Annotated in this window: 34 protein-coding genes, 2 tRNA genes and 2 pseudogenes; 7 read left to right on the top strand and 31 right to left on the bottom strand. The window is 50.3% G+C overall.

Translation table 11 applies throughout. The features are described from left to right. Positions 1-5: 5 nt before the first annotated feature. The 30 genes and pseudogenes from FEM44_RS19625 to FEM44_RS19475 form a co-directional block, all read right to left on the bottom strand. Complete coding sequence (locus tag FEM44_RS19625; protein ID WP_135522254.1) at positions 6-1325, bottom strand: S49 family peptidase; 1320 nt, start codon at positions 1323-1325, stop codon at positions 6-8. Continuing rightward, the gene (locus FEM44_RS19620) at positions 1306-2907 is read right to left on the bottom strand and encodes a phage portal protein (protein WP_135522253.1); all 1602 of its coding nucleotides are present in this window, start codon (positions 2905-2907) and stop codon (positions 1306-1308) included. Before FEM44_RS19620 ends, FEM44_RS19625 begins: the two co-directional genes overlap by 20 nt. Continuing rightward, entirely contained in the window at positions 2904-3110 is a 207-nt protein-coding gene (locus FEM44_RS19615; RefSeq protein ID WP_000198148.1) for a phage head-tail joining protein, read from the bottom strand. Before FEM44_RS19615 ends, FEM44_RS19620 begins: the two co-directional genes overlap by 4 nt. Beyond that, on the bottom strand, positions 3107-5032 hold the full coding sequence (locus tag FEM44_RS19610) for a phage terminase large subunit family protein (RefSeq protein ID WP_135522252.1): 1926 nt from the start codon (positions 5030-5032) through the stop codon (positions 3107-3109). The genes FEM44_RS19615 and FEM44_RS19610 overlap by 4 nt, the downstream gene beginning before the upstream one ends. After that, positions 5007-5552 carry a DNA-packaging protein gene (locus FEM44_RS19605; protein ID WP_135522251.1) on the bottom strand — a complete coding sequence of 182 codons (546 nt, stop codon included), beginning with the start codon at positions 5550-5552 and terminating at the stop codon, positions 5007-5009. The genes FEM44_RS19610 and FEM44_RS19605 overlap by 26 nt, the downstream gene beginning before the upstream one ends. Before the next feature lie 265 nt (positions 5553-5817). Beyond that, a complete protein-coding gene (locus FEM44_RS19600) occupies positions 5818-6063 on the bottom strand; it encodes a hypothetical protein (protein ID WP_000122987.1) in 246 nt (81 codons plus the stop codon). 1111 nt (positions 6064-7174) lie between these two features. Next, complete coding sequence (locus tag FEM44_RS25800; protein ID WP_276606465.1) at positions 7175-7309, bottom strand: hypothetical protein; 135 nt, start codon at positions 7307-7309, stop codon at positions 7175-7177. Between the two features lie 93 nt (positions 7310-7402). Further along, positions 7403-8098: a phage antirepressor KilAC domain-containing protein gene (locus tag FEM44_RS19590; RefSeq protein WP_135522249.1), complete on the bottom strand. Its 696-nt coding sequence runs from the start codon at positions 8096-8098 to the stop codon at positions 7403-7405. A 174-nt stretch (positions 8099-8272) separates the two neighbouring features. Then, positions 8273-8554, bottom strand: a complete 282-nt coding sequence (locus FEM44_RS19585) for a hypothetical protein (protein ID WP_135522248.1) — start codon at positions 8552-8554, stop codon at positions 8273-8275. A gap of 70 nt (positions 8555-8624) precedes the next feature. Beyond that, the gene (locus FEM44_RS19580; RefSeq protein WP_135522247.1) at positions 8625-9002 is read right to left on the bottom strand and encodes a M15 family metallopeptidase; all 378 of its coding nucleotides are present in this window, start codon (positions 9000-9002) and stop codon (positions 8625-8627) included. A 2-nt stretch (positions 9003-9004) separates the two neighbouring features. Next, entirely contained in the window at positions 9005-9280 is a 276-nt protein-coding gene (locus tag FEM44_RS19575; RefSeq protein WP_135522246.1) for a phage holin family protein, read from the bottom strand. After that, on the bottom strand, positions 9270-9665 hold the full coding sequence (locus FEM44_RS19570) for a putative holin (protein WP_138159154.1): 396 nt from the start codon (positions 9663-9665) through the stop codon (positions 9270-9272). Before FEM44_RS19570 ends, FEM44_RS19575 begins: the two co-directional genes overlap by 11 nt. A gap of 89 nt (positions 9666-9754) precedes the next feature. After that, a complete protein-coding gene (locus FEM44_RS19565; RefSeq protein WP_097292789.1) occupies positions 9755-9907 on the bottom strand; it encodes a DUF3927 family protein in 153 nt (50 codons plus the stop codon). Next, positions 9904-10329 (bottom strand): tellurite resistance TerB family protein, encoded by a 426-nt coding sequence (locus FEM44_RS19560; RefSeq protein ID WP_135522244.1) that lies wholly within the window; start codon positions 10327-10329, stop codon positions 9904-9906. The genes FEM44_RS19565 and FEM44_RS19560 overlap by 4 nt, the downstream gene beginning before the upstream one ends. A gap of 624 nt (positions 10330-10953) precedes the next feature. Beyond that, positions 10954-11028: transfer RNA gene (locus tag FEM44_RS19555), tRNA-Gly, on the bottom strand. Positions 11029-11031: 3 nt separating this feature from the next. After that, a tRNA-Thr gene (locus FEM44_RS19550) sits at positions 11032-11107 on the bottom strand. A 324-nt stretch (positions 11108-11431) separates the two neighbouring features. Beyond that, positions 11432-12121 (bottom strand): bacteriophage antitermination protein Q, encoded by a 690-nt coding sequence (locus FEM44_RS19545; protein ID WP_135522243.1) that lies wholly within the window; start codon positions 12119-12121, stop codon positions 11432-11434. Further along, a complete protein-coding gene (locus FEM44_RS19540; RefSeq protein WP_135522242.1) occupies positions 12118-12477 on the bottom strand; it encodes a RusA family crossover junction endodeoxyribonuclease in 360 nt (119 codons plus the stop codon). Before FEM44_RS19540 ends, FEM44_RS19545 begins: the two co-directional genes overlap by 4 nt. Positions 12478-12489: 12 nt before the next feature. Continuing rightward, the gene (locus FEM44_RS19535) at positions 12490-13479 is read right to left on the bottom strand and encodes a DUF968 domain-containing protein (RefSeq protein ID WP_138159152.1); all 990 of its coding nucleotides are present in this window, start codon (positions 13477-13479) and stop codon (positions 12490-12492) included. A 1-nt stretch (position 13480) separates the two neighbouring features. Continuing rightward, positions 13481-13759 (bottom strand): hypothetical protein, encoded by a 279-nt coding sequence (locus tag FEM44_RS19530; RefSeq protein ID WP_135522241.1) that lies wholly within the window; start codon positions 13757-13759, stop codon positions 13481-13483. 169 nt (positions 13760-13928) lie between these two features. After that, entirely contained in the window at positions 13929-14084 is a 156-nt protein-coding gene (gene hokD / locus FEM44_RS19525; protein WP_000813254.1) for a type I toxin-antitoxin system toxin HokD, read from the bottom strand. Between the two features lie 264 nt (positions 14085-14348). Continuing rightward, the gene (locus FEM44_RS26065; protein ID WP_441316606.1) at positions 14349-14906 is read right to left on the bottom strand and encodes an ORF6N domain-containing protein; all 558 of its coding nucleotides are present in this window, start codon (positions 14904-14906) and stop codon (positions 14349-14351) included. A 353-nt stretch (positions 14907-15259) separates the two neighbouring features. Further along, on the bottom strand, positions 15260-15790 hold the full coding sequence (locus FEM44_RS25630) for a DUF551 domain-containing protein (protein ID WP_240726801.1): 531 nt from the start codon (positions 15788-15790) through the stop codon (positions 15260-15262). Between the two features lies 1 nt (position 15791). Then, complete coding sequence (locus FEM44_RS19510; protein WP_135522240.1) at positions 15792-16010, bottom strand: DUF4014 family protein; 219 nt, start codon at positions 16008-16010, stop codon at positions 15792-15794. Between the two features lie 620 nt (positions 16011-16630). Beyond that, positions 16631-16894 (bottom strand): annotated as a pseudogene (locus tag FEM44_RS25885) (hypothetical protein); the annotation flags it as partial. A gap of 97 nt (positions 16895-16991) precedes the next feature. Next, positions 16992-17570 (bottom strand): ead/Ea22-like family protein, encoded by a 579-nt coding sequence (locus FEM44_RS19495; protein WP_135522276.1) that lies wholly within the window; start codon positions 17568-17570, stop codon positions 16992-16994. Beyond that, positions 17567-17983: a DUF977 family protein gene (locus FEM44_RS19490; RefSeq protein ID WP_135522275.1), complete on the bottom strand. Its 417-nt coding sequence runs from the start codon at positions 17981-17983 to the stop codon at positions 17567-17569. Before FEM44_RS19490 ends, FEM44_RS19495 begins: the two co-directional genes overlap by 4 nt. A gap of 40 nt (positions 17984-18023) precedes the next feature. Continuing rightward, the gene (locus FEM44_RS19485; protein WP_135522274.1) at positions 18024-18971 is read right to left on the bottom strand and encodes a helix-turn-helix domain-containing protein; all 948 of its coding nucleotides are present in this window, start codon (positions 18969-18971) and stop codon (positions 18024-18026) included. Between the two features lie 23 nt (positions 18972-18994). After that, on the bottom strand, positions 18995-19420 hold the full coding sequence (locus FEM44_RS19480; RefSeq protein WP_135522273.1) for a toxin YdaT family protein: 426 nt from the start codon (positions 19418-19420) through the stop codon (positions 18995-18997). Further along, positions 19417-19644, bottom strand: coding sequence for a Cro/CI family transcriptional regulator (locus FEM44_RS19475; protein WP_135522272.1), 228 nt, complete (start codon positions 19642-19644; stop codon positions 19417-19419). Before FEM44_RS19475 ends, FEM44_RS19480 begins: the two co-directional genes overlap by 4 nt. 99 nt (positions 19645-19743) lie before the next feature. On the opposite strand from FEM44_RS19475, the gene FEM44_RS19470 reads away from it, so the two are divergent. The 4 genes and pseudogenes from FEM44_RS19470 to FEM44_RS19460 all read left to right on the top strand — a co-directional run. After that, positions 19744-20388 carry a helix-turn-helix domain-containing protein gene (locus FEM44_RS19470; RefSeq protein WP_000444613.1) on the top strand — a complete coding sequence of 215 codons (645 nt, stop codon included), beginning with the start codon at positions 19744-19746 and terminating at the stop codon, positions 20386-20388. Between the two features lie 273 nt (positions 20389-20661). Continuing rightward, positions 20662-20817 carry a DUF1391 family protein gene (locus FEM44_RS19465; RefSeq protein ID WP_000379554.1) on the top strand — a complete coding sequence of 52 codons (156 nt, stop codon included), beginning with the start codon at positions 20662-20664 and terminating at the stop codon, positions 20815-20817. A gap of 1 nt (position 20818) precedes the next feature. Then, the gene (locus FEM44_RS25795) at positions 20819-20947 is read left to right on the top strand and encodes a hypothetical protein (RefSeq protein WP_276606466.1); all 129 of its coding nucleotides are present in this window, start codon (positions 20819-20821) and stop codon (positions 20945-20947) included. A 134-nt stretch (positions 20948-21081) separates the two neighbouring features. Continuing rightward, a pseudogene (locus FEM44_RS19460) lies at positions 21082-21597 on the top strand (hypothetical protein); the annotation flags it as partial. Here the strand turns inward: FEM44_RS19460 and FEM44_RS19455 are convergent. Beyond that, entirely contained in the window at positions 21598-21807 is a 210-nt protein-coding gene (locus FEM44_RS19455) for a hypothetical protein (protein ID WP_033813301.1), read from the bottom strand. It abuts the pseudogene before it with no gap. Positions 21808-22189: 382 nt separating this feature from the next. On the opposite strand from FEM44_RS19455, the gene dicB reads away from it, so the two are divergent. The 3 genes from dicB to FEM44_RS19440 all read left to right on the top strand — a co-directional run bounded on the left by dicB (position 22190) and on the right by FEM44_RS19440 (position 25209). Further along, positions 22190-22450 carry a cell division inhibition protein DicB gene (dicB, locus tag FEM44_RS19450; RefSeq protein ID WP_240726805.1) on the top strand — a complete coding sequence of 87 codons (261 nt, stop codon included), beginning with the start codon at positions 22190-22192 and terminating at the stop codon, positions 22448-22450. Continuing rightward, positions 22447-22638, top strand: coding sequence for a DUF1482 family protein (locus FEM44_RS19445; RefSeq protein ID WP_129541791.1), 192 nt, complete (start codon positions 22447-22449; stop codon positions 22636-22638). Before dicB ends, FEM44_RS19445 begins: the two co-directional genes overlap by 4 nt. A 93-nt stretch (positions 22639-22731) precedes the next feature. Further along, positions 22732-25209 (top strand): exonuclease, encoded by a 2478-nt coding sequence (locus FEM44_RS19440; RefSeq protein ID WP_135522269.1) that lies wholly within the window; start codon positions 22732-22734, stop codon positions 25207-25209. The last annotated feature ends 60 nt before the right edge of the window (positions 25210-25269 follow it).

The following is a 25269-nucleotide window of genomic DNA, read 5'->3' as shown; positions in this document are numbered from 1 at the left end:
ATCCCTTACACTGGTGTGTTCAGCAAATCGTTAACGGCATCAGATGCCGGGTTACCTGCAGCCAGCGGTGCCGGTGCCCCCTGCATCAGACGATCCAGCGCAGTGTCACTGCGCGCCTGTGCACTCTGTGGTGCTGCGGTCAGAATGCGGCGGGCCGTTTCCACGGTCATTCCGGGGGTTTCTGCCAGCACGCGTGCCTGTTCTTCGCGTCCGTGGGCCTCCTCACAGTTGAGGATCCCCATAATGCGGCTGTTTTCTGCCGCAACCGCTGCGGTGATCTGCGCGTTCACGTCCGGCTGCGCCGCGCTGGCGTTTTCGCCCTCCGTCGCTTGCACCACGGTGGTGATGTCAGCCTGCGAAGCAGTGGCTGAAACAGTTGTTGATTGAGTCTCTTTGGTCATTCGCCCTCCTGAGAGACGGGATTTACGTGCATCCAGTGCATCACGCATGACGGTGATCGCATCGGTGCTGTTAACAAGTTCATCAGCCAGTCCGGCATCAATGGCCTCCTGACCGCTGTACACTGCAGCCTCGGTATCCAGCACAGCCTGCACGGACAGGCCGGTATATGCCGACACCTTCTGCGCAAACATCTGGCGGGTTGCATCCATCCGGGACTGCAGTGTCTCCCGGACGTCATCCGGAAGATGGCTGTAGGGGTTGCCATCCACCTTATGGCTGCCGCTGTAAATTAGCGTGATTTCCACGCCCTGTTTCTCCAGCGCAGCACCGTAATTACTGTGAGCCATCATGACGCCGATGGAGCCTGTCCGTGCGGTCTGCGTGACCAGACGCCGGGAGGCGGCACTGGCAAGCAGCTGACCTGCACTGCAGTTCATGTCGTTGGCCAGCGCCCATACCGGCTTTATGTCACGCACACGGGCGATGATGTCAGCGCAGTCAAATGCCCCCGCCACCATTCCGCCTGGCGTATCCATATCGAGCAGAATGCCGTCCACCATCGGGTCACTGGCAGCCTGTTGCAGACGGGCGATAATGCCGTTGTAACCGGTCATCCCCGAATACGGCTGCAGCGCCCGCGTCCGGCTGACCAGCGTGCCGGACACCGGCAGCACGGCGATGCCGTTCATGACCTGATAACTGCGGGCCTGTCGTGGCCCGCCATCATCACCGGATAACGCCAGCGTCGCGGGTGCCTCTCCGGCAGTCAGGCTGTCGCCGGACACCGCATCCGTCAGGCGGCTGATCCCAAGCTGGCCTGCAAGCGCACAAAAGAAAACCCGCGCATAGGCGGGTTCAAGCATCAGCGGCTCATTAAAGGCCATACTGGCAATATGCGGGAGATTACGCAGCTCTGCTGTCACTCTTCTCCTCCTCTGTTGATTGTCGCAGCCCGGATTCAAATGCCGCAGCCGCCCAGGCGGGCGGTTTAAGACCAGCCGCGCGGCGCTCCATCGTTTCACGGACCTGCTGGGCAAAAATTTCCTGATAGTCGTCGCCGCGTTTTGCGCACTCTTTCTCGTAGGTGCTCAGTCCGGCTTCTATCAGCATCACCGCTTCCTGTACTTCTTTCAGACCATCGATGGCCATACGACCGGAGCCTATCCAGTCACAGTTCCCCCAGGCACTTCGGGCTTCCTGAAAGCTGAAGCGCGCTTTTGAAGGTAACGTCACCACGCGGCGGGCGATGGCCTCTTCCAGCCAGCACAGAAACATCTGGCTCGCCTGACGGGATGCGACGAATTTTCGCCGCCCCATAAAGTGCGCCCACGACTCGTTCGCGCTGGCCCGTGCCGTGGAGTAGCTCATCTGGGCGTAATTCCGGGAAAGCTGCTCATACGAGACACCCAGCCCGGCAGCGATATACCGCAGCAGTGACTGCTCAAACACGGAGTAGCCGTTATCCGTGTCCTGAGCCGTCTGCAGGTTCAGTGAGTCACCTGGCATCAGGTGTGGCACTTTTGCGCCTCCCAGCCGGACCGGCGCAGCGGCGTAATACGCGGCAATTTCACCAATCCAGCCCGTCAGCCTTTCCCGCTGCTCCTGACTGTTCGCGCCCAGAATAAAATCCATCGCTGACTGCGTATCCAGCTCACTCTCAATGGTGGCGGCATACATCGCCTTCACAATGGCGCTCTGCAGCTGCGTGTTCTGCAGCGTGTCGAGCATCTTCATCTGCTCCATCACGCTGTAAAACACATTTGCACCGCGAGTCTGCCCGTCCTCCACGGGTTCAAAAACGTGAATGAACGAGGCGCGCCCGCCGGGTAACTCGCGGGGTATCCATGTCCATTTTTGCGGCATCCAGCCAGGATACCCGTCCTCGCTGACGTAATATCCCAGCGCAGCACCGCTATCATTAATCTGCACACCGGCACGGCAGTTCCGGCTGTCGCCGGTATTGTTCGGGTTGCTGATGCGCTTCGGGCTGACCATCCGGAACTGTGTCCGGAAAAGCCGCGACGAACTGGTATCCCAGGTGGCCTGAACGAACAGTTCACCGTTAAAGGCGTGCATGGCCACACCTTCCCGAATCATCATGGTAAACGTGCGTTTTCGCTCAACGTCAATGCAGCAGCAGTCATCCTCGGCAAACTCTTTCCATGCCGCTTCAACCTCGCGGGAAAAGGCACGGGCTTCTTCCTCCCCGATGCCAAGATAGCGCCAGCTTGGGCGATGACTGAGCCGGAAAAAAGACCCGACGATATGATCCTGATGCAGCTGGATGGCGTTGGCGGCATAGCCGTTATTGCGTACCAGATCGTCTGCGCGGGCATTGCCACGGGTAAAGTTGGGCAGCAGGGCTGCATCCACACTTTCACTCGGTGGGTTCCACACCCGCAACTGCCCTCCAAATCCGCTGCCACCGCCGTGATAACCGGCATATTCGCGCAGCGATGTCATGCCGTCCGGCCCAAGAAGGGTGGGAATGGTGGGCGTTTTCATACATAAAATCCTGCAGGTCCCCTGCGTCGCAGTGTCATGCCGGTCTGCACTTCCAGCTCTGCAATATATTTTTTCAGGTCAGACACGGAAGTGGCCGTAAACTCCACTCGCCGTCCGTCTTTCTGTACTGTTGCCACCCGTTTACCTGTCATCAGGTCATGCAGTGCCGCACGGGCAGCGGCAAGTTCTTCCTGTCGCGTCATTCATCCTCTCCGGATAAGGCACGGGCGTAATCTGCCAGTGTTTTCTTGTTGGTTGCTGCACCATCTTCTTCCTGCAGGCTAGCCAGCAGTGCACTGAGATCCAGCTGCCAGCGGGAAATACTGATGCGCAGCGCCGCCAGCGCATAAACGAAGCAGTCGAGTGCCTCATTGCGTCGCTTTTTGCTGTCCCACAGTATTTTTTTCCTGCCATCCACCCATTTTTCGACCTGCTCTTCAGCAGTCAGCTGCTGCGCTTCGGTCAGATCAAAAATATCCGGGTTATTCGGGAAGTGAACGGCACCGGGAAGCGGTTCATCCCCTTCCGGCGTCAGTGTGAAGCGGTTATAAATCTGCTCTTTCGCGGTATCCGTACCGATTTCGGTAAGGTAAACCCCGTTTTTGTTTCGCTTACGTGGCATGCTGGCCACCGGCTTGCCGTAGACGGATGCCCCTTTAATGGGGATCACCCGGAACAGCCCATGTTTTTTCGAGCGTTCATACACAATGGTCGGGTCAATCCCGCCAATATCCCAGCAGATACGGGATATCGACATTTCTGCACCATTCCGGCGGGTATAGGTTTTATTGATGGCCTCATCCACACGCAGCAGCGTCTGTTCATCGTCGTGGCGGCCCATAATAATCTGCCGGTCAATCAGCCAGCTTTCCTCACCCGGCCCCCATCCCCATACGCGCATTTCGTAGCGGTCCAGCTGGGAGTCGATACCGGCGGTCAGGTAAGCCACACGGTCAGGAACGGGCGCTGAATAATGCTCTTTCCGCTCTGCCATCAGCTCGGCATCCGGACGTTCACCGATTTTCGCTTCCCATGTCTCACCGAGCGTGGTGTTCACGAAGGTTTTACGTTTTCCCGTATCCCCTTTCGTCTTCATCCAGTCTTTGACAATCTGCACCCAGGTGGTGAACGGGCTGTACGCCGTCCAGATGTGAAAGGTCACGCTGTCCGGCGGCTCAATCTCTTCACCGGATGACGAAAACCAGAGAATGCCATCACGGGTCCAGATCCCGGTCTTTTCGCAGATATAACGGGCATCAGTGAAGTCCAGCTCCTGCTGGCGGATGACGCAGGCATTATGTTCGCAGAGATAAAACACGCCGGAGGGATCATCCGGCGTCCATTTGAGGCCAAACGGCGTCTCTTTATCGCCAAATTTAAGGTACTGCTCCTCCCCGCAGTGCGGGCAGGCAACATGAAAACGCATAAAATGCGGGGATTCACTGGCTGCACGCTCAATCTGACAGGTGCCTCTCACTTTGGGCGTGGAGCCACGGATGGACTTTGGCCAGACCGAGCCTTCAATACGCTTGTCACCCAGGAACGTCGGAGAGCCTTCCTGTTCAATATCATCATCAAAGGCAGCAAGTTCATCATAACCCGCCACATCCACCGACTTTTCACGGTAGTTTTTTGCCGCTTTACCGCCCAGGCACCAGAAGCCACGACCATTGGTGAAACGCTTCATAGTGAGCGTGTTATCCCGGTGCTTTTTGCCATACCACGGGGCCAGCGCCAGCAGCGACGGAATATCACGGATGGTCGGCTCAACGTGGGTTTTCATAAAGTTCTCGGCATCACCATCCGTCGGCAACCAGATAAGTGTGTTGCGCTGCTTATGCTCTATGAAGTAGGCATAAACACCCAACAGCATTTTGGAATAACCAACACGGGCAGACTTCACCACATTCACCTCGCGGATGTAGTCGCTGCCCATCGCATTCATGATGGCCCGCTGAAAGGGCAGTGTTTCCCAGCGCCCTTCCTGGTATGCGGATTCTTTCGGGAGATAGTAATTGGCATCCGCCCATTCAACGGCGGTCTGTGGCTCCGGCCTGAACAGGGCTCGCAGCCCGGCGCGGACAAAATGCCGCAGCCTGTTAACCTGACTGTTCGATATATTCACTCAGCAACCCCGGTATCAGTTCATCCAGCGCGGATGCTTTGTTCATGGCTTTGATGATATCTCGTTTCAGGAAATCAACATGTCGGTTTTCCAGTTCCGGAAAACGCCGCTGCACCGACAGGGGGATCCCGTCGAGAATACTGGCAATTTCACCTGCGATCCGCGACAGCACGAAAGTACAGAATGCAGTTTCCACCACTTCAGCGGAGTCTCTGGCATTTTTCAGCTCCTGTGCGTCGGCCTGCGCACGCGTAAGTCGATGGCGTTCGTACTCAATAGTCCCTGGCTGGAGATCTGTCTCGCTGGCCTGTCGCAGTTCTTCAACCTCCCGGCGCAGCTTTTCGTTCTCAATTTCAGCATCCCTTTCGGCATACCATTTTATGACGGCGGCAGAGTCATAAAGCACCTCATTACCCTTCCCACCGCCTCGCAGAACGGGCATTCCCTGCTCCTGCCAGTTCTGAATGGTACGGATACTCGCGCCGAAAATGTCAGCCAGCTGCTTTTTGTTGACTTCCATTGTTCATTCCACGGACAAAAACAGAGAAAGGAAACGACAGAGGCCAAAAAGCCCGTTTTCAGCACCTGTCGTTTCCTTTCTTTTCAGGGGGTGTTTTAAATAAAAACATTAAGTTACGACGAAGAAGAACGGAAACGCCTTAAACCGGAAATTTTTCATAAATAGCGAAAACCCGCGCGCCTGACGCCCCGTAGCCTGCCGGATCGCCGGAAAGGACCCAGCCACTAAGCGTATGCCTGTAGCCAAGGTGGGCAGCGGGCTTAATTTAAAGCGGTGTGATTTGCAACCATTCAGACGCACTAATCTCAAAGCGACGTCCGTTAGACAACTCGATAATCACGGGTAATTCACCTAGCTCCAGCCAGGCGTTTTTTTCCGTTGGAAAACTAACAGTAGAAATCTGGTAATCCAATACGCTTTCAGCCAGTCGGCAACTTTTAAACACATCACCAAGGGCGGACGCGAAGAATACATTTAGCTCATATTCAATCTGCTCTTTAGCAGCTGTCATGTTTCTGTCTCATCAACTTGAATAGGGTAATCAGGAATGGATGCGAACTACAGGTCGTCTGCACCATCTTTCAGATTAAAGCAGCGCCACATTTCGTCAGGGTCAGTATTAGCCGACATCTCGTGCACCTGATTAATGTTTGGCGATATTACAACAGGCACTCAATGAATGCATGTTGTAAGCCTCTCGCTCAGGAGAACTGAATCGTTCCATTTTTGAATTAAATTTCTGCGACTCTTTCATCACAACCTCCTGACAAAGATACCGTGCGACCACGGTCGCACGCTCCTGAATACATGCCCTGTTTCTTCCAACCTCGCACAGGACTGGCGAGCATGAGGGACAAACCCGCGAATCAATAGCGCGGTAAAAACCCGGTGTGCATCGTTTTTGATTATTCCTGCACACTCGCGCAGAAGAGCTTCCCATCGGGCTGCGGTCTCTGTTAATGCGGGAATACGGCGACGATACGACGCGCAGAGATAAATCAGAGATCTATTAACTTCATTAGGGCGATGCATTGCATCACCATGAGCAATAGCGTAAGTTGACGCCTTGGCTATCTTTCGCCACCGGCAGACCTTTAACGGATTCTCCCTGGCCGGTTTTTATTCCTGTGTTGCATTATCGCAGCCCCTCACAGAAGGGCTGCTGTAATGCCTGTTACTTAGTAACGACTGCGCCTTCCGGTAATTTCATGCAGGCAAATACCGGACAACCAGGATGACGATCATCTTCTGTTGCTTCCATCATCGTCTCCTGATATCGAAGCCCGTCGCCGCACCGGGCACTGATCAACATTTGAGTATTCGCGGCGACAGAAAGAATTTATTTTATTGAGTAGCCACAAACACAGAATTTCATGCTTTCCGGACGCTGGCGCACCCTTCATTTTTCAGCAAAATATTCTACTCTTACAAGCGATCAATTCTGTGTGCACCGCCGAACGCCATCAATAAGCTGGCAAACCTGAGAAGCCGTATCGAAAAGCTGACGCGCCTTATCTAGGCTGACGCATCCCGCCAATAAAAAAGGCACCGGTATCGCTACCAGTGCCCATTTTGCCGCCGCTCGAGGCATTCTGTGTGTCCAGTGCTTCCGCTTCATCTCGCTATCCACCAATCAATCCGGATGAACTCAACGCCATCCAGGCTGTGGAAATGAAAATAGCCACCAGCATTACCGAAAATGAAAGACCAGTTATCACACAGAGGATCTGTGCCAGCTTTACCATTTTATCCGACATGTTTATCCCTTAATGGCTGTAATCAATTGGGCCGCACCCACAAGAATGGAATTATCCATATGAGTAAAAACTTCCAGTATGTTTGTTTCGTGTTCATGCTGCGGTGGCTCTCCAAGCAGCGATCAAGCCAGCAACCCACTGAATGCCTTTTGGAGTGAACTTAACCTGTGTAAAAGCATGACCATTGCCTGCTTCTCCGGTTTTCACGCTAAAACGACCAGCATCCAGGTGATGTGAGTAAGGCGTCATTTTTCCGGCAAGACGATACATTATGCCGTTCTCCAGCAAAAACAGCCGGAAATCGGTTTCTCTAATACCGAGCAATTTAGCAACCTCCCTGAACCCCATCAGGCCGGATGCCTCAACATAATTATCAACAAATTCAGCTTTCGGTGCCGCTATTGCCAGTTTATTTTCCAGCTCTGCTTTTTGCTCTGCCAATTTTGCCGCAAATCGCAATGCATCAGGTAAGGTCTGAGGAATTTGTATACCGTGCATCGCTTTAAGTCTTGCCAGCACAGAACGCCGAACAGCCTTAGACTCTCTCATGCCAACGAGCATCATTTGGTCGAAGTCCAGATCGTAATATGCTGTTCTTGTCTGGTTATTGTTTAACCGGAATTTTTTTCCGGTTCCATCAAGCTCAAGCTCGTCTTCAATTTTTGCAAGAAACTTACGCGGTTCGTGAGGGACTTCTCCAGCCTCTATACGAGCTGGATTAATAATGTTATTCAGGAAGTCCAGACTGCTCATGGATATTTCATGATCGACAGAAATCATCTCGTTCATGGTTTATTCCTTTTAGTGATGAACCTTGCGCACAGGAATAACCAGCCAGAGAGGGTTAACCAGACCACTACCGGTTTTCCTCAAGGCTCATCCTGAAAGATTCTCTGTTTTATGCGCACCGTGCGAAGTGCTGAGATAAACAAGGCCACTCGTTGCAGCCTTGTATTTTGCTTTTTATTTATCTGTATGGGCGCGACATCTGGCTATTTCATTCCGGGCTTTGCTGTCACCGCGACAAATGCAACGCACCGTATCGCCATTCAGCGTAGTGATATAAGCCTCATCCGTTTTTTCTACAGAAATGCATGGAATATTCCCGTCCCGACAATACTCAACCTGCGCTGCAAGATGGGTATTACGCGGGTAAAATTCCAGACGATACATATCCCCCAGGACATGCACTTCCTCAACCTGGCGACCATCTTCAGTTACCGTAATTTTTTTCAGTGCGTACATACGTACCTCCGTTCTTTCGTTTTTTGAGCAATAAAAAAGCCGCTCATGGCGGCCCTGTATGTTTTGCAAGCTATCGTTTCAATTGAAAATGTGGGCCGTCTTTAAGCGTCCGCCAGTCCCCACCCCATTCGATGGCAGTTCCCAGCTCTGCGGCAGCCTGCTTAAATGCATGCGCGATTTTCTCGTACAGAGGCCAGTCCCATGACACCTGGCTGCCAATGTAGGCCACAACATCCACCGCATCACCGGTCAGGTGGCGGCTGTTCATGGTCTGGCTTTTTCCTTCAGCAACCAGCTGTTTCTGGCGTTCTTTCGTGCGCAGACCTTCCGTAATACCGAAATCAACATCCGTCAGTTCCAGCGCACGGCGAACAACGGCAACCAGCTGTGGTTTGACGCCCTCCAGATTTTTTTCGCTACGACGACTGAATCTGAATTTCCCCGGCATACTCACCTCCGTAATGAAATAATTTTTGATACGTTTCCACGCGACCAGACTATCAGTGCGCAGAAAACAAGATTCAGCACCACGACCAGCCAGCTCGACTGCATGTAGGTACCGTAAAGCCAGCGCAGCGGAATAATTGCGTATCCCAGCATCAGCAGATAAGTCAGCCAGGCCATGACGGGTTTGTGGGCCGCATCCCTCCACCGGAACACGAGCAATCCCAGCACAACAGCCACACAGACGAATACATTCACCTGCCCGGCAACATCACTTACCATTTCCTCCTCCTCCGCCGCGCAGCTTCGTCAGAAAACCGAACAGCGATGTAATCTCCTGCTGATACAGGAACGTCAGCGCCTTAATTGACAGGGCTGAAACACCAACCGCACACAGAGCGTCCAGTGGCTTGTCGTCGTAGTGCGTTAACCACTGCATGAAAGACGCAGCCACACCCGCACCAAGTACGCCAACCACGAAAGCAACCAGCAGGTGGATACACATCCGCCAGACAGGCACTTCCTTTTGCTGTGTGACAACAAAAAGCGCCCCTGCAAACGCGCCAATAACCACGCCGAAATCGGTGTTGGTCAGAATCCCGAATACACTGGCTCCACCTATCGTCAGCCCCACCGCCCCGCCACCAGACAAGGGTTCTGCTGCCATAACTTCTCCTGCAAATAAAAAAGGGCCACCAGCGGCCCGTAAAAAACAACACCCCGTCAAAGGCACCCGCAGATGCCTTTTGTGTGGTGTTATTCAGATTTGCGCAGTAAAGGCCGGAGCACGACCAGCACCATCGCCACCAGCACACCATCTGCCAGCACCGACATCAGCCGTCCGGTGAAATCCACCGCCACTACCAGAAACAGCAGGATGGCAGCCAGCACAAGGCGCGCACTTTTCACAGGTACTGCTCCAGCGGTAGCTGAAGCGCCTGAGCAATTTTCTTGAGTTGTGCTTCTTCCTCCGGACCAATTCCATCCTGGTCAGCGATATCCAGACACAGGCACAGCACATTCACCGCGTCGTCTGTTCCTGCCACATCAGCCAGTTCACGCAATGCCTGAGCATTCGCGCTACGCGGTGACGCTTCATAACGGGCGCGGATATTTGCGCTCATTTGTGCAATCTCACCGGAGAACGGCGCAAAGGCAGGAAGTGCTGCAATGGTTTTCTCCAGTACCGCGATTTCTTTCGCGTCACAGGTGCCGTCAGCGTATGCAATGGAATACGCACCCCAGACGGTCGCCTCCACTGCGTCGCGGTTCTCCATCTTCTTCACTTCGGTAATGGCCTTGCGGGTTTTCTTTTTGAAAATACCAAACATCGTGACTTTTCCTTTTAGTGGGTGAGCCTGCGCCCCAGGAGTGACCAGCCCACAGAGAAAGTCACACTGACCATCCCGTAAGCTCACCCCTGAAAGGCTCTGTGGTTTTTGATGTGCGCCGGGCGCGGCGCGAAGAAATGAAATAAGACTTACCTGAAATTAAGGTTAATCTGAGGATTTAAACCATTTTTAAAGCTTAGTAATATCAACTCGTCTCCTGTAGGAGACTGATACTTATTATTCTTCATGGACTTTGTCCCGCGGCTTTAATCCGACAGCCGCGCCATTTTTTTCACCCTCTCGCAAATTGCTAACCAAGTACCTTGTCCCACGAGTATTCCAGGATGCTCGTGTCTTTTTTTGTCCGGAGAAGAAATAAAAAAACCGCCTGGTTCGGCGGTTAAGGATGTATTACCAGATTTTGATTAATATATGATTAATCTCAATGTCACGTTTAGCGATGTTTACAACATCGGGATGATGCACCATTCCGATGGTGTAAAAAAATAGCACTGGACTGCAATTGGTATCACTCATTACAGAACGGGACGTGGATAAAGAGGCCAAAAACCATCCCCACATATATAATGTGTCAGTGCATAACACAATCTCGCCTTACTACTATGGAGCGGGTAGCGGGAATCGAACCCGCATCATCAGCTTGGAAGGCTGAGGTAATAGCCATTATACGATACCCGCATATGGTGCCGACTACCGGAATCGAACTGGTGACCGACTGATTACAAGTCAGTTGCTCTACCTACTGAGCTAAGTCGGCATTGGTTCCTCAAGAGAAATAAAAATGACCGCGCTTACATCCCCTTCGGAACCGGGGACCGATATTAATAATACCAGCTCTCTTTTCAATGGAAAATCATATCAAGATTTGTAAATATACGTATATGTTTTTATTTTTTATGAAATAAAGAAATTATTAAATGCATATTTAACGATTGTTTTTTATCTCAGTTACAATCTGATTAATTTTTTCTTCCACGCCATTTTGCGGACATAAAAAAACCCGCTCGGCGGCGGGTTTTGCTTGCTTTGCCATCGCGTATAAAATCGGCAAAATATCAAATTTACACGAAATGTACGCGATTTAATTGATTTTTGCAACATCTCGTCGCGAAAAGGTCGCTTTTTGTTGCGTTCTCATTTTCACTGTGCAAATCAAGGATTCTGTATCAAGATTCTTAAAAATGTCGCACATCTCACGCCAGTAGTTCGCATAATTATGGCTCCAGTTGTCAGGTTTAATTCCACACAGCCTGGCAAGTTCCTGTCGCTGGTAGACCTCACGCCCGGTAATCCATCCTCTGACATCCTGTGCCGCCAGCCAGATTAATTTTTTCAGGCGCTCCAGCGTTTTCCCTGCAATTTTTCTGGTACCGGATTGTGCGTTAAATTCATTCCACACCCACTGCGTTATCGCGATCTGGTGTTCCCAGCAAATGCTGCCGCTGTAACACCACAACAACCAGGCTTTATGATGTTCTTCAAGAGACAGAACTGCCCGTCGCCATGATGATGTCGAAAACTCAACCTGACTTACCAGAGGAATTGACGAACCTTTCGCAAGCGATTGTTTTCCCGGGATTGGTGGATTATCCCGCGTTATCATTTTTCCGGTCACTTCATCGCGGTACCGGATTTTTTTACGCCTGTAACGCCCTGTTTCAAGCATGGCATTCTCCTGCCAGGCCTCAAGCTGTCCTTTTGTTGCTCCACTCAAATCGGCGGTGGCAATCATGAGTTGCTCACGAACAAACTGTAAATACTGGTTATTCATGCGCACTCCAGTTCTGTGATTTTTATCCCCAGCCGCCCACCAGGAACGAGCTGACCGCGCACAATATTGATTTCATCAAACTGCTCGTCGTCTATGAGTAGTCCGGCATGCGTCAGCGCATCCAGTGGAGCTTTCAGAATATTGTCCAGGTCACGACGGCGCTTATCCGGTGGCTCTGCAATAATCTTTATCGCCAGCCTTCCGGACAGGTTTAATTTCAGCCGCTGCTGACGAACAATAAGCGCCACATCACGGCGATAACGCTCACCGGCTTTTGATACAAAATATATGCTGCCACGACGTCGCCAGTAGGTGTTCACCGTCGGCGGGTAAGGCAAAACAAACTCTATACGCATCAGTAACCTCTTTTACCCAAGCACGCCGGTTGCAAAGGCGTGATCAAGAAAACGAAAAATTAAATCAATCTGGGAACCATGCTTTTCTTCAAATGCCAGCGGATCAGCATGAAGTTCGTTGTGATGCTCCCGGCACAGCGGTAGCGTGAAAATATCGTGGGCTTTTGTCCCCATCCCTCCCTGACCGTGACCAATCAGGTGATGGGGATCGTCGGCTGGCTTACCACAACATGCACACGGCTGTGTCTTAACCCAGCGCGTGTACTTTTCGTTAACCCAGCGGCGACGTTTGGGGCGTAACATAAAAGACTCCGGCGATTCCGGATCCACTTTCAGCGCCAGCACCTTTTTCGCTTTATCCTGGATGATGCTGGTGGCCGGAACTGAAGGTACGAGGTCACTTTCCCGAGTGACAGACTGCACAGCAGGCTTCGGTAATCTCAGAGCCCTACGGGCTGCGCTTTCAGGTAAGGCATCCGCCAGGTCATTACGAACCAGCCACCAACACAGTTCCGGCATTGTCACAACGTGACTTTCATCAAAACCGAGATCCCGACGGACAACAGACAACACCCAACGGACGCAGTTATCCGTTGCCATTGATTCCAACCGTTCTGTGAACTGATCGCGCAGTTGATTATCGCAGTGCCAGCACAAACGGATTGCTCCCGGCGCGTGACGCATTGTGGTCATGTTCTCGCTGTGCCAGTCAGAATGAGGCCACTGACAGCCTTTTTCACGAAGTAACCAGCTTTCAAGGCATTCCACGCCACCTGCACGACGGATCACTGCCTCATTGCGGAATACGGCCCGAACGACAGGATCATCCGCCAGCGGTTGCGATGCCGCCGGAACGACACCACTGGCAAAAGATGAATAACGTTCCGGCTCAGGCTCCAGCAAGACACGCCCCTGCATAAACAATGGCATCAGCTCTGAACCTGGCCTGAACAGTACGATCCCCATACGCGGGGCAATTTCAGGTGTCAGTAATGCTCTCACATTACCTCCAGATCCGTTGCTGGAATGTGCGGGATGGACGCGGTGGGCGCTCGGAGTACGGCAGCCTGACTGAGATTATCCAGTGTCGGAAGTCAAGACTGAGGTCTTTCTGAAACTCATACCCACGTCTGCGGTAGTTCTGAATTAGCCATTCGGCTTGTTCTTCAGTGCATGGGTCGTGCTGGAACCAGTCAGATTTGAATGTGCGGGAACGCCGCCCGTGCCTGCTGGCAAAGACGGCTGAATTATCAGAATTGTGTGGTCTGGAATTTTGCGCCATCGGTTTTCTCTGCTGGCGCAGCAGGTGTCAGTTGTTCAGGCTGACGAGTGGATTGTAAACCAGAATGCCAGAAAAAAACAAAACCCGCCGAAGCGGGTTAAGTGCGGGTGCTTTGAGAATGCCTGACACGTCAGAGGCGGCGAGGGATTTCTCCCTCGCCTGGTCACTCTTACTCCTCAGGTTCGTAAGCTGTGAAGACAGCGACCTCCGTCTGGCCGGTTCGGATTCGTACCTCGCAGAGGTCTTTCCTCGTTACCAGTGCCGTCACTATGACGGTTAAACAGATGACGATCAGGGCGATTAACATCGCCTTTTGCTGCTTCATAGCCTGCTTCTCCTTGACCTTTCGGTCCGTAAGAGGCTAATCTCTATGTGTCGCATAGATATGGCCTCAGATTAATGTTAAGCGTCTTGCAGGACGCGTAATGTTAACTGGGGCTTTTCTCTATCTGCCGTTGGTATTCATGCCCGAGGCAGATAGCCTCAAGCACCCGCAGCAATTCTACTTAACTTCCCTTTCACCGCAAATCATTTTATCCCCGGTGGTAATATTCTCCCGATATGGGGATTCCCATATCGGAATGAATTTTTAAATCATCTTCAGGCAGGTCTGGATGATCTCCTTTATGCTCTGCTGATCGAACAGATATCTCTCGGCCTGAAGCCTGGCCACCAGTGAGTCCGGCGTTGCCACAAACGCATCAGCAGACACAGGCTCAACATACCACTGGTTATTGACCAGAGTGAGAAGAAAGCGGCGTGGCATAAAATCCGGTGCTTTTTCTTCCGGGCGTTTCTGACTGAAATAACAGTCTTCCAGTTTTTCGAACACTTCCCACGCCTGCTCGGTTTCCAGCATTTTTGCGTGGCGGGCTGCTCCGCGTTCTGTCCAGAGGATGAGGGAGCGGGTTTTGGGGGAAACAGGCGTTTGTGAGTTACTTAAAGTAACCCGCAAATTTTTCAACTCATCACCAACAATCTTGAAAAAGTGTTTACCCTCAACAAAACGCTCGGAATTACGGGTGTAATTTACTTTGATGTTGTTGATCTCGGTACAGTAAAGCTGTGCCAGTAACTCGGTAGTGATAACGGGAATTTGGTTGTGTGTAATTGGGGAAAGAGTTTCGACAGAAATCTGAGTGGTCATAACGATTACTCCGTACATTTGGACATTATCGCCACCGTCAGGTGCTAATCATCGTGGTGGCGAACTGTGCGGGGTTAGCACTACCGGGTACGGAAACCGGCGAGCCTTTCGGCTCCCCCACACAGCCCGCCATAAATCGCGAATGTGACTGTGCAAACGATATGAAAAAAGACGCGGGCGCGTCTCATATCGCTCCGTAAACATCCGGGGTGCTAATCCCGACGCCAGATTTTGCTGGCGCGTCGGAAATATAGCCCCGGATTAGTAATTACGTCAACCCCAGCGGCAAATCGAATACACCACCAGCGCCACCGCCATTGCAATTCCTACCGTTGTGAATGCTTCAGGCCAGGTCATCGATTCACCTCCTGCGGTGGTTCCGGTAGCGGCATCCAGTGAGTTGAGCTCTCTACTTCGATGCCGTCTTTGTCCACAAAAGCCATCTTATTCCCGCCACGAATGGGGCAAAAAACCTTATCCCAGGAACCGGGGAATACATTCCCGAGATCATCGCGAAGAATCACATCGCAGTATTCCGCAGGAACTGCATCACTACAGCTTATCCAACCATCTGGAGCTACCGGCGCTGGTTGGGCTGTATAAAGCGGTGTTATTTCTGCCCGAAAGTCACCTATTTCATGCAGTCGCACCCACCGTTCGACTTCTGCTTTGTCAGAATACAGAGCAGTGAACGTATTATATTCATTGTCAATTTGCGTGAAGGTTGCCTTCCACGCCACCGGCTCTGCTTCCAGCGATGCCAGTGCGATACGAAACACATTAGCAAGCAGACTGTTTGACGATTGGTTATCGTGCGCCGCGTCGCTCAGGAAGCCAGTGATGAATGATTTAATCTCCGCGCTTTCTCTCGTAATAGTGGTCATATCAGTTTTCCTTATACGGATTAATTTTATTGTGTAGTGCGTTGAACGACGCCCATACCACGTCGTTATACAATTCAATAACTGGCTCAATTATTTTCCCGATTCCCCATACCAGAATTAACGGGGATATCGGTATCATCAACACGATAAACAGAATGAGAAACAGGAATTCTGTTGCTCTGCTCTTTCGCGGATAATTTTTCCTGAATAGTGTAGTCATATCACTCCCATTTAATTTGCCTAGAACCGTGATTTCTCCAGCGGTTTTGTGCCGCACTTCTACGTCGCCTGACACCGTAAAAATGCGTTGGTAACCACCTGGCAAGGCCAGAAGGCGCATAACGAACAACAAGTCGATTTGAGATGCGGATAAGCTGCCCGGGCTTTGCTGTAAGCAGTTTTGCTTTACGGTTTTTCATCGCTTTGCTCTCCTGCGTTTCTTTGCTGCACGGCGTGCCGCTGCAATACCGGTATGGCGCTTTGGTGCCGGAATAATATTGTCAGCCATCATGACATGCGGCATAACTGTTAAGGCTGCCCCATGAAACCAGACCAGATAAGGCGACATCAGCATTACTTCCCCCTATTATCCTGAAGCATGGCCTCGCGGCAGGCATTCCAGCCATCAACATAATCAAACGTATTGCTATCGTCTGGCTCGATTTCATCCGGCACTATCAGTGCTGGCTGGACGGTGGCATTGGCAAAGGCAGCACGCAACCCGGTTTTAATTTCTTCGATTTCATCAGAGCCAAGCGATGAGTCAGAAAGCGCATGGTGAAATGCGTAAGCCATGTCGTCGTTTACTACAACTGGCTCTGCTTCCAGCGATACTACCGGTCTATCAGGCAGCACTGGCGGGGCGGCGAATAGTGGTTTAGGTGATATCTCCGCACGTTTTGCATATGCTTCAACTGTGTCAGGATTAAACAGGATTATGTTTTCGCCGCATTCCCACGCTATCGGTTCTACTTCCAGCGATGTCAGTGCAATTTTGAATAACTCGCCCTCTACCCGCGCCATCCCTGAATTGGGGTGGCATTTCGCAATCGCTATTTTTAATTTGGCTTCTTCGATTAATTGCTCTTTGGTTAATTCTGTCATTTTTCATTACCGCCCTTTCGGACGGACTCCTGATGTATTGAGGTTGCAGGAATCCCTCCGGTTAAGGATTAAATTTTATTTACAGTACTAAATTTAATTATTCTGGAGCGCGAAGCTGTTCCACACAATGCAGCAGCGCATCCGTTGCTTCATTAAGCGTTACGGTATCGGCATCATCCAGCCCTGCAACTTTTGCGTGCCTGACAAACGCCGCGCAAAGGTCGTTAAACGCCCACGCCCGTACTTCAGCCAGAAAAACATCGGTGGCCGGAGTGGGCTTTTGTGGTGATATAGCAATACGAATTGTTTCAAGCCCCGATTTTGTTTTCATTGCTGGCGCTTTGATATGCCCAAGTTGCACCGCATTCATGATGAACCTGCGACGGTCATCACATATCGCCTTCAGCCCAGCATTCTCCGCCGCCAGAGCCATGCGTTCTTTCTCAAGTCGGAAAATTTCCGTCACGTATTTGGCGTTTTCACCGCCCTTGATTAACTCGTTAATTCGTTTGCTTTTAATTTCCAGCTCATCCAGTAACGCAAGCACAAGGTGTGGCGTTATCAAGGACTCAAATTCGGCAACAGCTTGCTCACCTCGCTTGTAATTCTTAATCCCACCTAAATCTCTCGCGTTCTGTGCCGCATCACGCAGTGCCTGATAGTTAATTTTGCTCACAAAAGCACCTCCTGAAAATTACCCTGATAGAACGCCAGTACACGCTGCATAGCTTCGCTTTTCCGACACTCGCGACAGATTATGTTCAGACGCCTGTCGTAGCGGCGTATTTCTCCGTCTGGTAATGAATAAACCAGGTCCGGGTCGCTCTTTTTTTTCACTGCTGCTTTCGACATCTTTTTGCGGGCCTTTATCCAGTCCTTACGAGCCTGTTCAGACGGAAATAATCCGTAGCCAGAATTGTATACATCGCCACTGGCAACCAGCTCTCTGGCGAGAACACTCATCAGATATCTTGTCGCACCCGTCTTAGCTTCCAGTTGTCGTAGCGTCTCGCGCCCGCTCTGGCGCACGAGTTCAACAACCTGCCCCTTAATTTTTTCCCGCTCTTCTTGTGTAAATACTTTTGCCACAAACCCTCCTGAAAATTACCTCATGATCTGAAATAAACACTCACCCCCTGAAGCCCTGCGGAATTTCGGTATCCGGTTCAGAAATGTGATTCACACAACGCTGTACAGGCGAACGCCCCAGGCGAATGACCAGTTCGTCCCATTTTTCGCGGAGCTTTGACGGGCTCATGATGTTTTTTACCCAGAATGGATCCCGCTGTACCCGACCAAACATTTCACAAATTTGTCTGTGAGTTCTGCCATCCAGCATCCGCATTGTGCGCACATCATTGGCCCATGCAGCCCAGTTGGGTTCTTTCGGTCGCATGAGCTCGCCATCATCGCTGGCGGCCTGCTCGTAAAGACTCACGATTCGCCCCCAGATCCACTGCGCACACGCCAAATCTTCCTGGCTGCCCCACTGGCGTTTTTTCGCACTGAACACAACAGCGTCAGGGTGTCGGGTTAAAAAATCCTGTTCAGCCGTCTGCGGGTCCGGTTGCGAAGCGTCCGGACAAGAAGATCTTTTATCTGACGGATCAGGTTTTAATACTGACGGATCGGGGCCAACCATCGCCCCCCTAACCGGCTGTTTTTTATCAACTGTTGATCCATCAAAATTTGACGGGTCAACCGTTGAGGGGTCAATATTTGACGGGTCATTTTTTACCGGGTTAATTTTTCTTTTCGGTTTATATGCCTCACGCGCCGCCGCCGCTGCTGCTTCAAGTTTTTCCACATTAAGGCGGTAAATATTGCTTACATTACGCCCACCGACCTTACGTTCCTCCTTCGTCAGCCAGCCGTTCTTTTCCAGTTCCGCTATCGCAGCTTTAACCGTTGATTCACTCTTTGCCCCAATCTGACGACGAATAGTCTCCACTGCAGGCCATGACACACCTTCGTCATTGCTGTAGTCTGCAAGGCGAGCCATTACTGCTACCCGGGATAAGATCATGCCGGTGAAGGCACACCCTTCCCAGACAAGACCATGAAGCTTGCTGCTCATATAAAACTCCGAACACCGTGCTTTTAGTGCATCACCACGGCATTTCCCGCCGGACCACCACGATTCATCTGATTGAAACCAGTGATTGCCACTGCGACAAAATCATCAGCGTCTCTCACCAGTCGTTCCCGCGTCTCCACCAGCTCCCGAAAATAGGCTGAACTGTGGCTGCGCATTCGGGCCACCAGCAGAGGTGGCATTGCCTTTTCGATCGCTGGTAAAAGCGCCTGAATTTTTTTAACCGCATCAGGGGTGTCTTTCTCCACCCAGCGGAAAATTTTCTGGGTATTACGAGCCAGGCCTTCCGGATGTGAATCGTCGTACAGCTCCGGAAACGTCATTCCCAGTTCAAAATATGCTTTGGTAATCTTCGCAGTTGGTACTTTCTCGCCATCCGGATGCGCCCAGGCTTTCATCGCCATGCGGATGTGTTCATGCTTGATTTTCATGAATCACTCTTCCTTTCGTCCCGGGTGGTATCATTCTTTTTGTAAAGTTCTGGGTTCAAAGATAATTTTCCCTTGGAGTATGCAGCAGCTTCCGCAGCTCTCCCTTTCGGAACTATTTCACCGGGGCGCTTACGCCACATGTAAATAGCTTCGCGGGTTATCCCATAAAAATCAGCGACCCTCTGAACAGAGCCAAAAAACTGAACAAGTTCATCAACTCGCATTTCACTCTCCTAAAATCTAAGTATTTTTAGATTACAGGATAATTTTTTTTAGGTCAATGCAATCTAAAATAATTTATATTCAACTCGCGGGAGAAAATGATGGAAAGCCTTGGCATCAGGCTTAAGAAACTCAGAAAAGATAAGGGACTCACCCAGGTAGAACTGGGTAAGCTTTCAGGCGTGACTGGGGTTACTATAGGGTACTGGGAGAAAGATCTAAACGAACCCGGCAGCAAAGCTCTAAGTAAGTTAGCCCAAGCATTAGGAACTACTGAGTCCTATCTCCTGTATGGAGTATCGTCTCCTGAACTATCTTTTGTGCAGAGCAATCCAGGCACCAAGATCCCCTACTTTTCGTGGGGTGACGCGATTTCTTTCCTAATCTTAGAAGGAGAGAAAACAATGGGAAATGTCGATAGGATCACCACATTCTTTGATGTAGTGGAAGGTGATTTTGCCGTTTCAATGCCTGATGACACTATGCATAACCCCTCAGGGTCGCCGAGTATCCCGGTTGGTGCCACTGTGATCCTAAGACCAGGAGAAAGTTATAAAAATGGCAGTATTGTCGCTGTAATAGTTCCAGATCCACTTACAAATGAACCGTCTATGACTATAAAAAAATTAGTTATTGATGGAAAACTTGTGTATTTAAGCCCTCTCAATCCGCGCTATCAATCATCCTTGCTTACGCCAGAGTGTAAAATTGTTGCCGTAGCAAAAGGTGTACAGTTCAACCTATAACACTGCCATGTCCTTGAACTTAAGGTCGGTTATGCCGACCTTTTTTTAAATTAATTTAGATTCCCCTTGACTATAAAACTAAATACTTTTAGATTTATTGCATACCAACCCACCCCGCCCCACAGAACGCAGGGCAATACTTCGAGTTACCAGGCAGTGGTCAGGGGGTAAGTAGCCAGCCCGAGGCGTAAGAACATGACGGCAGGGTTCAACTTTAACTATGCAGCAGGTTTTTGTTCCGCTACCCCGGCGTTAAGGGGAAATGAGGTCAACATGGATACTATCGATCTTGGCAACAACGAATCTCTGGTATGCGGCGTGTTCCCCAACCAGGACGGTACGTTCACCGCGATGACGTATACCAAAAGCAAAACGTTTAAAACCGAAGCTGGCGCACGTCGCTGGCTGGAAAGAAACTCAGGTGAGTGATATGGATTTCGACGCAATCATGGAAAAGGCTTACGAAGAATACTTCGAAGGCCTTGCCGAAGGCGAAGAAACTCTCAGCTTCAGTGAGTTTAAACAGGCGCTTTCCAGTTCGACAAAATCTATCGACTAACGGGGTTAAAGATGGAATTTAAAGATTTACCAATATCAATACAGGAAATGGCCGCTGATGTGATTCGCTCGCAACTGGCGCGGAACCCAATGATATTAGTAGATAAAGTGTTCATCAGAAATTTATCAAATCATGTCCGCAATTCTTTTACCGGACTGTATTCAGATTCGTTCACAAACAATCATTGTGTAGAAAATAAAGCAAAGCCCATTGCAGAAACGATAACGCAAAACATCAATACGAAACAAACCGAAGAAGAAATTGACCAGTTTACCCGTGATGCTGGCTTAAAATGCAGGAAAGAAAAATCGCCATATACGGGGAATATGTTTGTTTATGACAACCTTATCAGAATTCGTGGCGAAATTCCGACTGAATACCTGGCAAGAATTCACCAGGCATTACTTAAAAATCTGGAAACGGAAGTATTTGATGGCAACACCAACGGCTCCTTCGTGGTGTCAACTCTCGCAAAAGAGTGGGATACAGATAATCGCTGGAATGTTGCTACATGGTTATTCAGCAACAAAGCTGCTGCCCTGGAAGCTGCGGCCTGTATTTGCGACCTGCTAAGGACAGACCGCAAATACAACCTGGATGTGTATAGCTATATTTATGCTGAACACTATCCGCTCTGGATTAACTGGTAATTACAAAGCTGTACCAGCAGGGCCACGGCGACCAGCACCACGATTGTAATCAATGATGCCATTATAAAGCGCATTGTTTAATTTATCGTCGAATGCCGATTCTGTGAGCCCTAGCTCTGAATGAGTTTTTAATAACCCTGATTGCCTGAGTTGATTAACCAGACATTCAATCTGTTTTTCAATAAGCGGATGTATTGGTTTGTTTGGCATTTTATCCTCCATTGAGGTTACTGGTTGAGAATGGAGACCACACGTGACAGCGTGTTGTCGTGCGCCGGACACGGATAAGAATCCGGCACTGACAGTTTACTGAAAGGATATATCCCTGAAAAGTCAGGGCACAACACGAAAGCGCACGGCGAAGTTATTTCTCCCTCTGTTGCGTGCCGCCGGCATCTTCGTCCGTGCGCTTCCGGTTGTGGCAATCAGCTACAACAACCCATGTTGATTACCTTTTGGCGGGTATCCGTTTTTTGTTTTCCCTTGTGATACCCGCCCTTTTTAAAGTGAATTTTGTGATGCGGTGAATGCGGCTAAGCGCACGCGGAACAGTTAAAACAAGCGACCTTATGGGTGAAATACTCCGGCGTTAATTGTTAACTGGTTAACGTCACCTGGAGGCACCAGGCACCGCATCACAAAATTCATTGTTGAGGACGCGATAATGGAAACGTTATTACTCAATTCCACTACGCCTGAAACCCGTTTTGAAATTGGCGTTATAACTGGTGATAAAACTTTTATTGAGGATGCCATTAATCAGATAAAGCGCATGCCGGATTTATTAAATAAAGTATGCATTGCTTCAAAGATGGCTCGCTTAAACCTGATGAAAAAAGGATGCTTGCAATGAATACTGCATTTGCACTTGTTCTGACAGTTTTCCTTAATACCGGAGAGCCTGTTGACCTGGTCACAGGCGTATACGGCTCAATGAAAGAATGCACGACCGCCGCAGACGAACAGAAAATTCCCGGTAACTGTTATCCGGTCGATAAAGTTATTCACACAGATAATAGCGAAATCCCGGCAGGGCTTTAAAACAGACCTGCAGTAAATATCCGGTTCCATTTTTATATGCCAGCAATGGCAGGGATTTGTTCATCCTTAAATCTGCAATGAGGTTAAAACAAAATGAGTAAAGTCTTTATTTGCGCCGCCATGCCGGACGAACAGGCAATAAAGGAAGAAGGTGCTGTTGCTGTAGCCACTGCCATTGAAGCCGGCGACGAACGCCGCGCAAGAGCTAAATTTGGCTGGTTATTCCTGGAGCAATATCCGGCAGCTCAGGACTGCGCTTATAAAATTATTGTCTGTGAGGATAAGCCCGGCATGCCACGCCCTGCCCTCGATTCCTGGGATACCGAATATATGCAGGAAAATCGCTGGGATGAAAACTCAGCTTCTTTTGTCCTGGTCGAACCAGAATCCGATCCGATGAACGTCAATTTTGACAAACTGTCCCTTGAAGTACAGAACGCGGTCCTGGTTAAGTTCGGTACATGTGAAAACATCACCGTTGATATGGTGATTAGCGCACAGGAGTTACTGCAGGAAGACATGGCAACATTCGACGGGCATATCGTTGAAGCATTAATGAAAATGCCTGAAGTTAACATCATGTATCCGGAGCTTAAGCTGTTCGCCATCGGGTGGGTTAAACATAAATGTAAGCCGGGGGCAAAATGGCCTGAGATCCAGACTGAATTACGCGCCTGGAAAAAACGTCGCGAAGCCGAACGAAAAGAAACCGGGAAATATACTTCTGTTGTTGATCTCGCCCGCGCCAGAGTCAACCGACAGCACACTGAAAACTCAGCAGAAAAAATCCCCCCTGTCACTGCTGTCATTCGTCGCGAATACAAGCAGACATGGAAAACACTGGATGATGAGCTGGCCTACGCTCTGTGGCCTGGTGACATTGATGCCGGAAACATTGACGGCAGCATCCATCGCTGGGCAAAAAATGAAGTTATCGAGAACGATCGCGAAGACTGGAAGCGTATTTCCGCATCAATGCGCAAACAGCCTGATGCCATTCGCTATGACCGTCAGACTATTTTTGGCCTTGTCCGTGAGCGTCCGATCGACATTCACAAGGATCCCGTGGCACTGAACAAATACATCACTGAATACCTGACTACAAAGGGCGTGTTTGAAGATGAAGGTACAAATCAGAGCACAACTAATACTCTCCCGTCGCCAGTACCAGAAACTAATGCAGTGGAAACGGCAATGCCGGACAACGAAAAAACCGAATGCGAAGTGGAAGCAGAACCATCTGTAGAGCGTGAGGGGCCGTTCTACTTCCTATTCACCGATAAGGATGGCGAAAAATACGGTCGTGCAAACAAACTTTCAGGTCTGGATAAGGCGCTGGCTGCCGGGGCTACTGAAATCACGAAAGAAGAATATTTTGCCCGCAAAAACGGCACATACTCAGGTTCACAACAAAATACTGGTGCATCTGACACGATCGCACAACCGGAACTGGTAAAAGTTACCGCTGACGAAGTAAACCAAATTATGCAGGCAGCCAATATCAAGCAGACTGACGCCGATAAGTTGCTTGCTGTATCACGTGGTGAATTTGTTGACGGGATTAGCGACCCGAATGATCCAAAATGGGTTAAGGGGATCCAGACTCGCGATTCTGTGAACCAGAACCTGCAAGAAACAGAAACGGAACAAAACGACCAGAAAGCGGAACAAAACAGCCAAAATGCGTTACAAAACGAGCCAGAAACGAAACAGCCTGAACCAGTAGTGCAACAAGAAGTGGAAAAAGTTTGCACCGCCTGCGGGCAGACAGGCAGTGGCAACTGCCCTGATTGTGGTGCAGTGATGGGCGACGCAACATACCAGGAAACATTCGATGGAGAAAATCAGGATGAATCTCGGGAAGAAGCTCCAGAGGAAATGGAAGGCACTGAACATCCGCACAAGGAGAACACTGGCGGCGATCAGGACCACGTCAGCGATAATGAAACTGGCGAGGCGACTGATCCCTTAGTTAAGGTGAACGGTCATCATGAAACCACATCCACCAGCAGGGTGTGGCACCATCTGATGATCGACCTTGAAACGATGGGAAAAAATCCTGATGCCCCGATTATCTCAATAGGTGCAATATTTTTCGATCCGCAGACCGGAGATATGGGGCCGGAATTTATTAAGACTATTGATCTGGAAACTGCAGGCGGAATCATTGATCGGGACGCCATAAAATGGTGGCTGAAACAATCACGCGAAGCGCAATCCGCCATTCTGGTCGATGAAATCCCGTTGGATGATGCACTGCTGCAGTTGCGTGAATTTATAGACGAAAACTCCGGTGAATTTTTTGTTCGGGTCTGGGGAAATGGGGCTAACTTCGACAACGTGATTTTACGCCGTTCACATGAACGACAGGGGATCCCCTGTCCGTGGCGTTACTACAACGATCGCGATGTGCGCACAATCGTTGAGCTGGGAAAAGCCCTGGAATTTGATGCCAGAGCGGCTATTCCGTTCGAGGGTGTACCCCACAATGCACTGGATGACGCCCGCCACCAGGCGAAATACGTTTCAGCAATCTGGCAAAAACTGATCCCTAATCAGACTGATTTTTAATGTTCAACCCTGATCGCCGTCCACCAGCTATAGTGGCGGCGGTCATGCTGTAAGGCACGT

Origin of the sequence: Escherichia sp. E4742 (assembly GCF_005843885.1) — a bacterium.
Taxonomy (GTDB): Bacteria; Pseudomonadota; Gammaproteobacteria; order Enterobacterales; family Enterobacteriaceae; genus Escherichia.
This window is presented reverse-complemented; position numbering and strand designations above follow the sequence as displayed.

Excerpts from the sequence above, each read along its gene's own strand:
- FEM44_RS19620 (WP_135522253.1), bottom strand. The coding sequence starts at position 2,907 with ATGAAAACGCCCACCATTCCCACCCTTCTTGGGCCGGACGGCATGACA.
- FEM44_RS19615 (WP_000198148.1), bottom strand. The coding sequence starts at position 3,110 with ATGACGCGACAGGAAGAACTTGCCGCTGCCCGTGCGGCACTGCATGAC.
- FEM44_RS19605 (WP_135522251.1), bottom strand. The coding sequence starts at position 5,552 with ATGGAAGTCAACAAAAAGCAGCTGGCTGACATTTTCGGCGCGAGTATC.
- FEM44_RS19600 (WP_000122987.1), bottom strand. The coding sequence starts at position 6,063 with ATGACAGCTGCTAAAGAGCAGATTGAATATGAGCTAAATGTATTCTTC.
- FEM44_RS25800 (WP_276606465.1), bottom strand. The coding sequence starts at position 7,309 with ATGTCGGATAAAATGGTAAAGCTGGCACAGATCCTCTGTGTGATAACT.
- FEM44_RS19590 (WP_135522249.1), bottom strand. The coding sequence starts at position 8,098 with ATGAACGAGATGATTTCTGTCGATCATGAAATATCCATGAGCAGTCTG.
- FEM44_RS19585 (WP_135522248.1), bottom strand. The coding sequence starts at position 8,554 with ATGTACGCACTGAAAAAAATTACGGTAACTGAAGATGGTCGCCAGGTT.
- FEM44_RS19580 (WP_135522247.1), bottom strand. The coding sequence starts at position 9,002 with ATGCCGGGGAAATTCAGATTCAGTCGTCGTAGCGAAAAAAATCTGGAG.
- FEM44_RS19575 (WP_135522246.1), bottom strand. The coding sequence starts at position 9,280 with ATGGTAAGTGATGTTGCCGGGCAGGTGAATGTATTCGTCTGTGTGGCT.
- FEM44_RS19570 (WP_138159154.1), bottom strand. The coding sequence starts at position 9,665 with ATGGCAGCAGAACCCTTGTCTGGTGGCGGGGCGGTGGGGCTGACGATA.
- FEM44_RS19560 (WP_135522244.1), bottom strand. The coding sequence starts at position 10,329 with ATGTTTGGTATTTTCAAAAAGAAAACCCGCAAGGCCATTACCGAAGTG.
- FEM44_RS19545 (WP_135522243.1), bottom strand. The coding sequence starts at position 12,121 with ATGAATAACCAGTATTTACAGTTTGTTCGTGAGCAACTCATGATTGCC.
- FEM44_RS19540 (WP_135522242.1), bottom strand. The coding sequence starts at position 12,477 with ATGCGTATAGAGTTTGTTTTGCCTTACCCGCCGACGGTGAACACCTAC.
- FEM44_RS19530 (WP_135522241.1), bottom strand. The coding sequence starts at position 13,759 with ATGGCGCAAAATTCCAGACCACACAATTCTGATAATTCAGCCGTCTTT.
- hokD (WP_000813254.1), bottom strand. The coding sequence starts at position 14,084 with ATGAAGCAGCAAAAGGCGATGTTAATCGCCCTGATCGTCATCTGTTTA.
- FEM44_RS26065 (WP_441316606.1), bottom strand. The coding sequence starts at position 14,906 with ATGACCACTCAGATTTCTGTCGAAACTCTTTCCCCAATTACACACAAC.
- FEM44_RS25630 (WP_240726801.1), bottom strand. The coding sequence starts at position 15,790 with ATGACCACTATTACGAGAGAAAGCGCGGAGATTAAATCATTCATCACT.
- FEM44_RS19510 (WP_135522240.1), bottom strand. The coding sequence starts at position 16,010 with ATGACTACACTATTCAGGAAAAATTATCCGCGAAAGAGCAGAGCAACA.
- FEM44_RS19485 (WP_135522274.1), bottom strand. The coding sequence starts at position 18,971 with ATGAGCAGCAAGCTTCATGGTCTTGTCTGGGAAGGGTGTGCCTTCACC.
- FEM44_RS19480 (WP_135522273.1), bottom strand. The coding sequence starts at position 19,420 with ATGAAAATCAAGCATGAACACATCCGCATGGCGATGAAAGCCTGGGCG.
- FEM44_RS19475 (WP_135522272.1), bottom strand. The coding sequence starts at position 19,644 with ATGCGAGTTGATGAACTTGTTCAGTTTTTTGGCTCTGTTCAGAGGGTC.
- FEM44_RS19470 (WP_000444613.1), top strand. The coding sequence starts at position 19,744 with ATGGAAAGCCTTGGCATCAGGCTTAAGAAACTCAGAAAAGATAAGGGA.
- FEM44_RS19465 (WP_000379554.1), top strand. The coding sequence starts at position 20,662 with ATGGATACTATCGATCTTGGCAACAACGAATCTCTGGTATGCGGCGTG.
- FEM44_RS25795 (WP_276606466.1), top strand. The coding sequence starts at position 20,819 with ATGGATTTCGACGCAATCATGGAAAAGGCTTACGAAGAATACTTCGAA.
- FEM44_RS19455 (WP_033813301.1), bottom strand. The coding sequence starts at position 21,807 with ATGCCAAACAAACCAATACATCCGCTTATTGAAAAACAGATTGAATGT.
- FEM44_RS19445 (WP_129541791.1), top strand. The coding sequence starts at position 22,447 with ATGAATACTGCATTTGCACTTGTTCTGACAGTTTTCCTTAATACCGGA.
- FEM44_RS19440 (WP_135522269.1), top strand. The coding sequence starts at position 22,732 with ATGAGTAAAGTCTTTATTTGCGCCGCCATGCCGGACGAACAGGCAATA.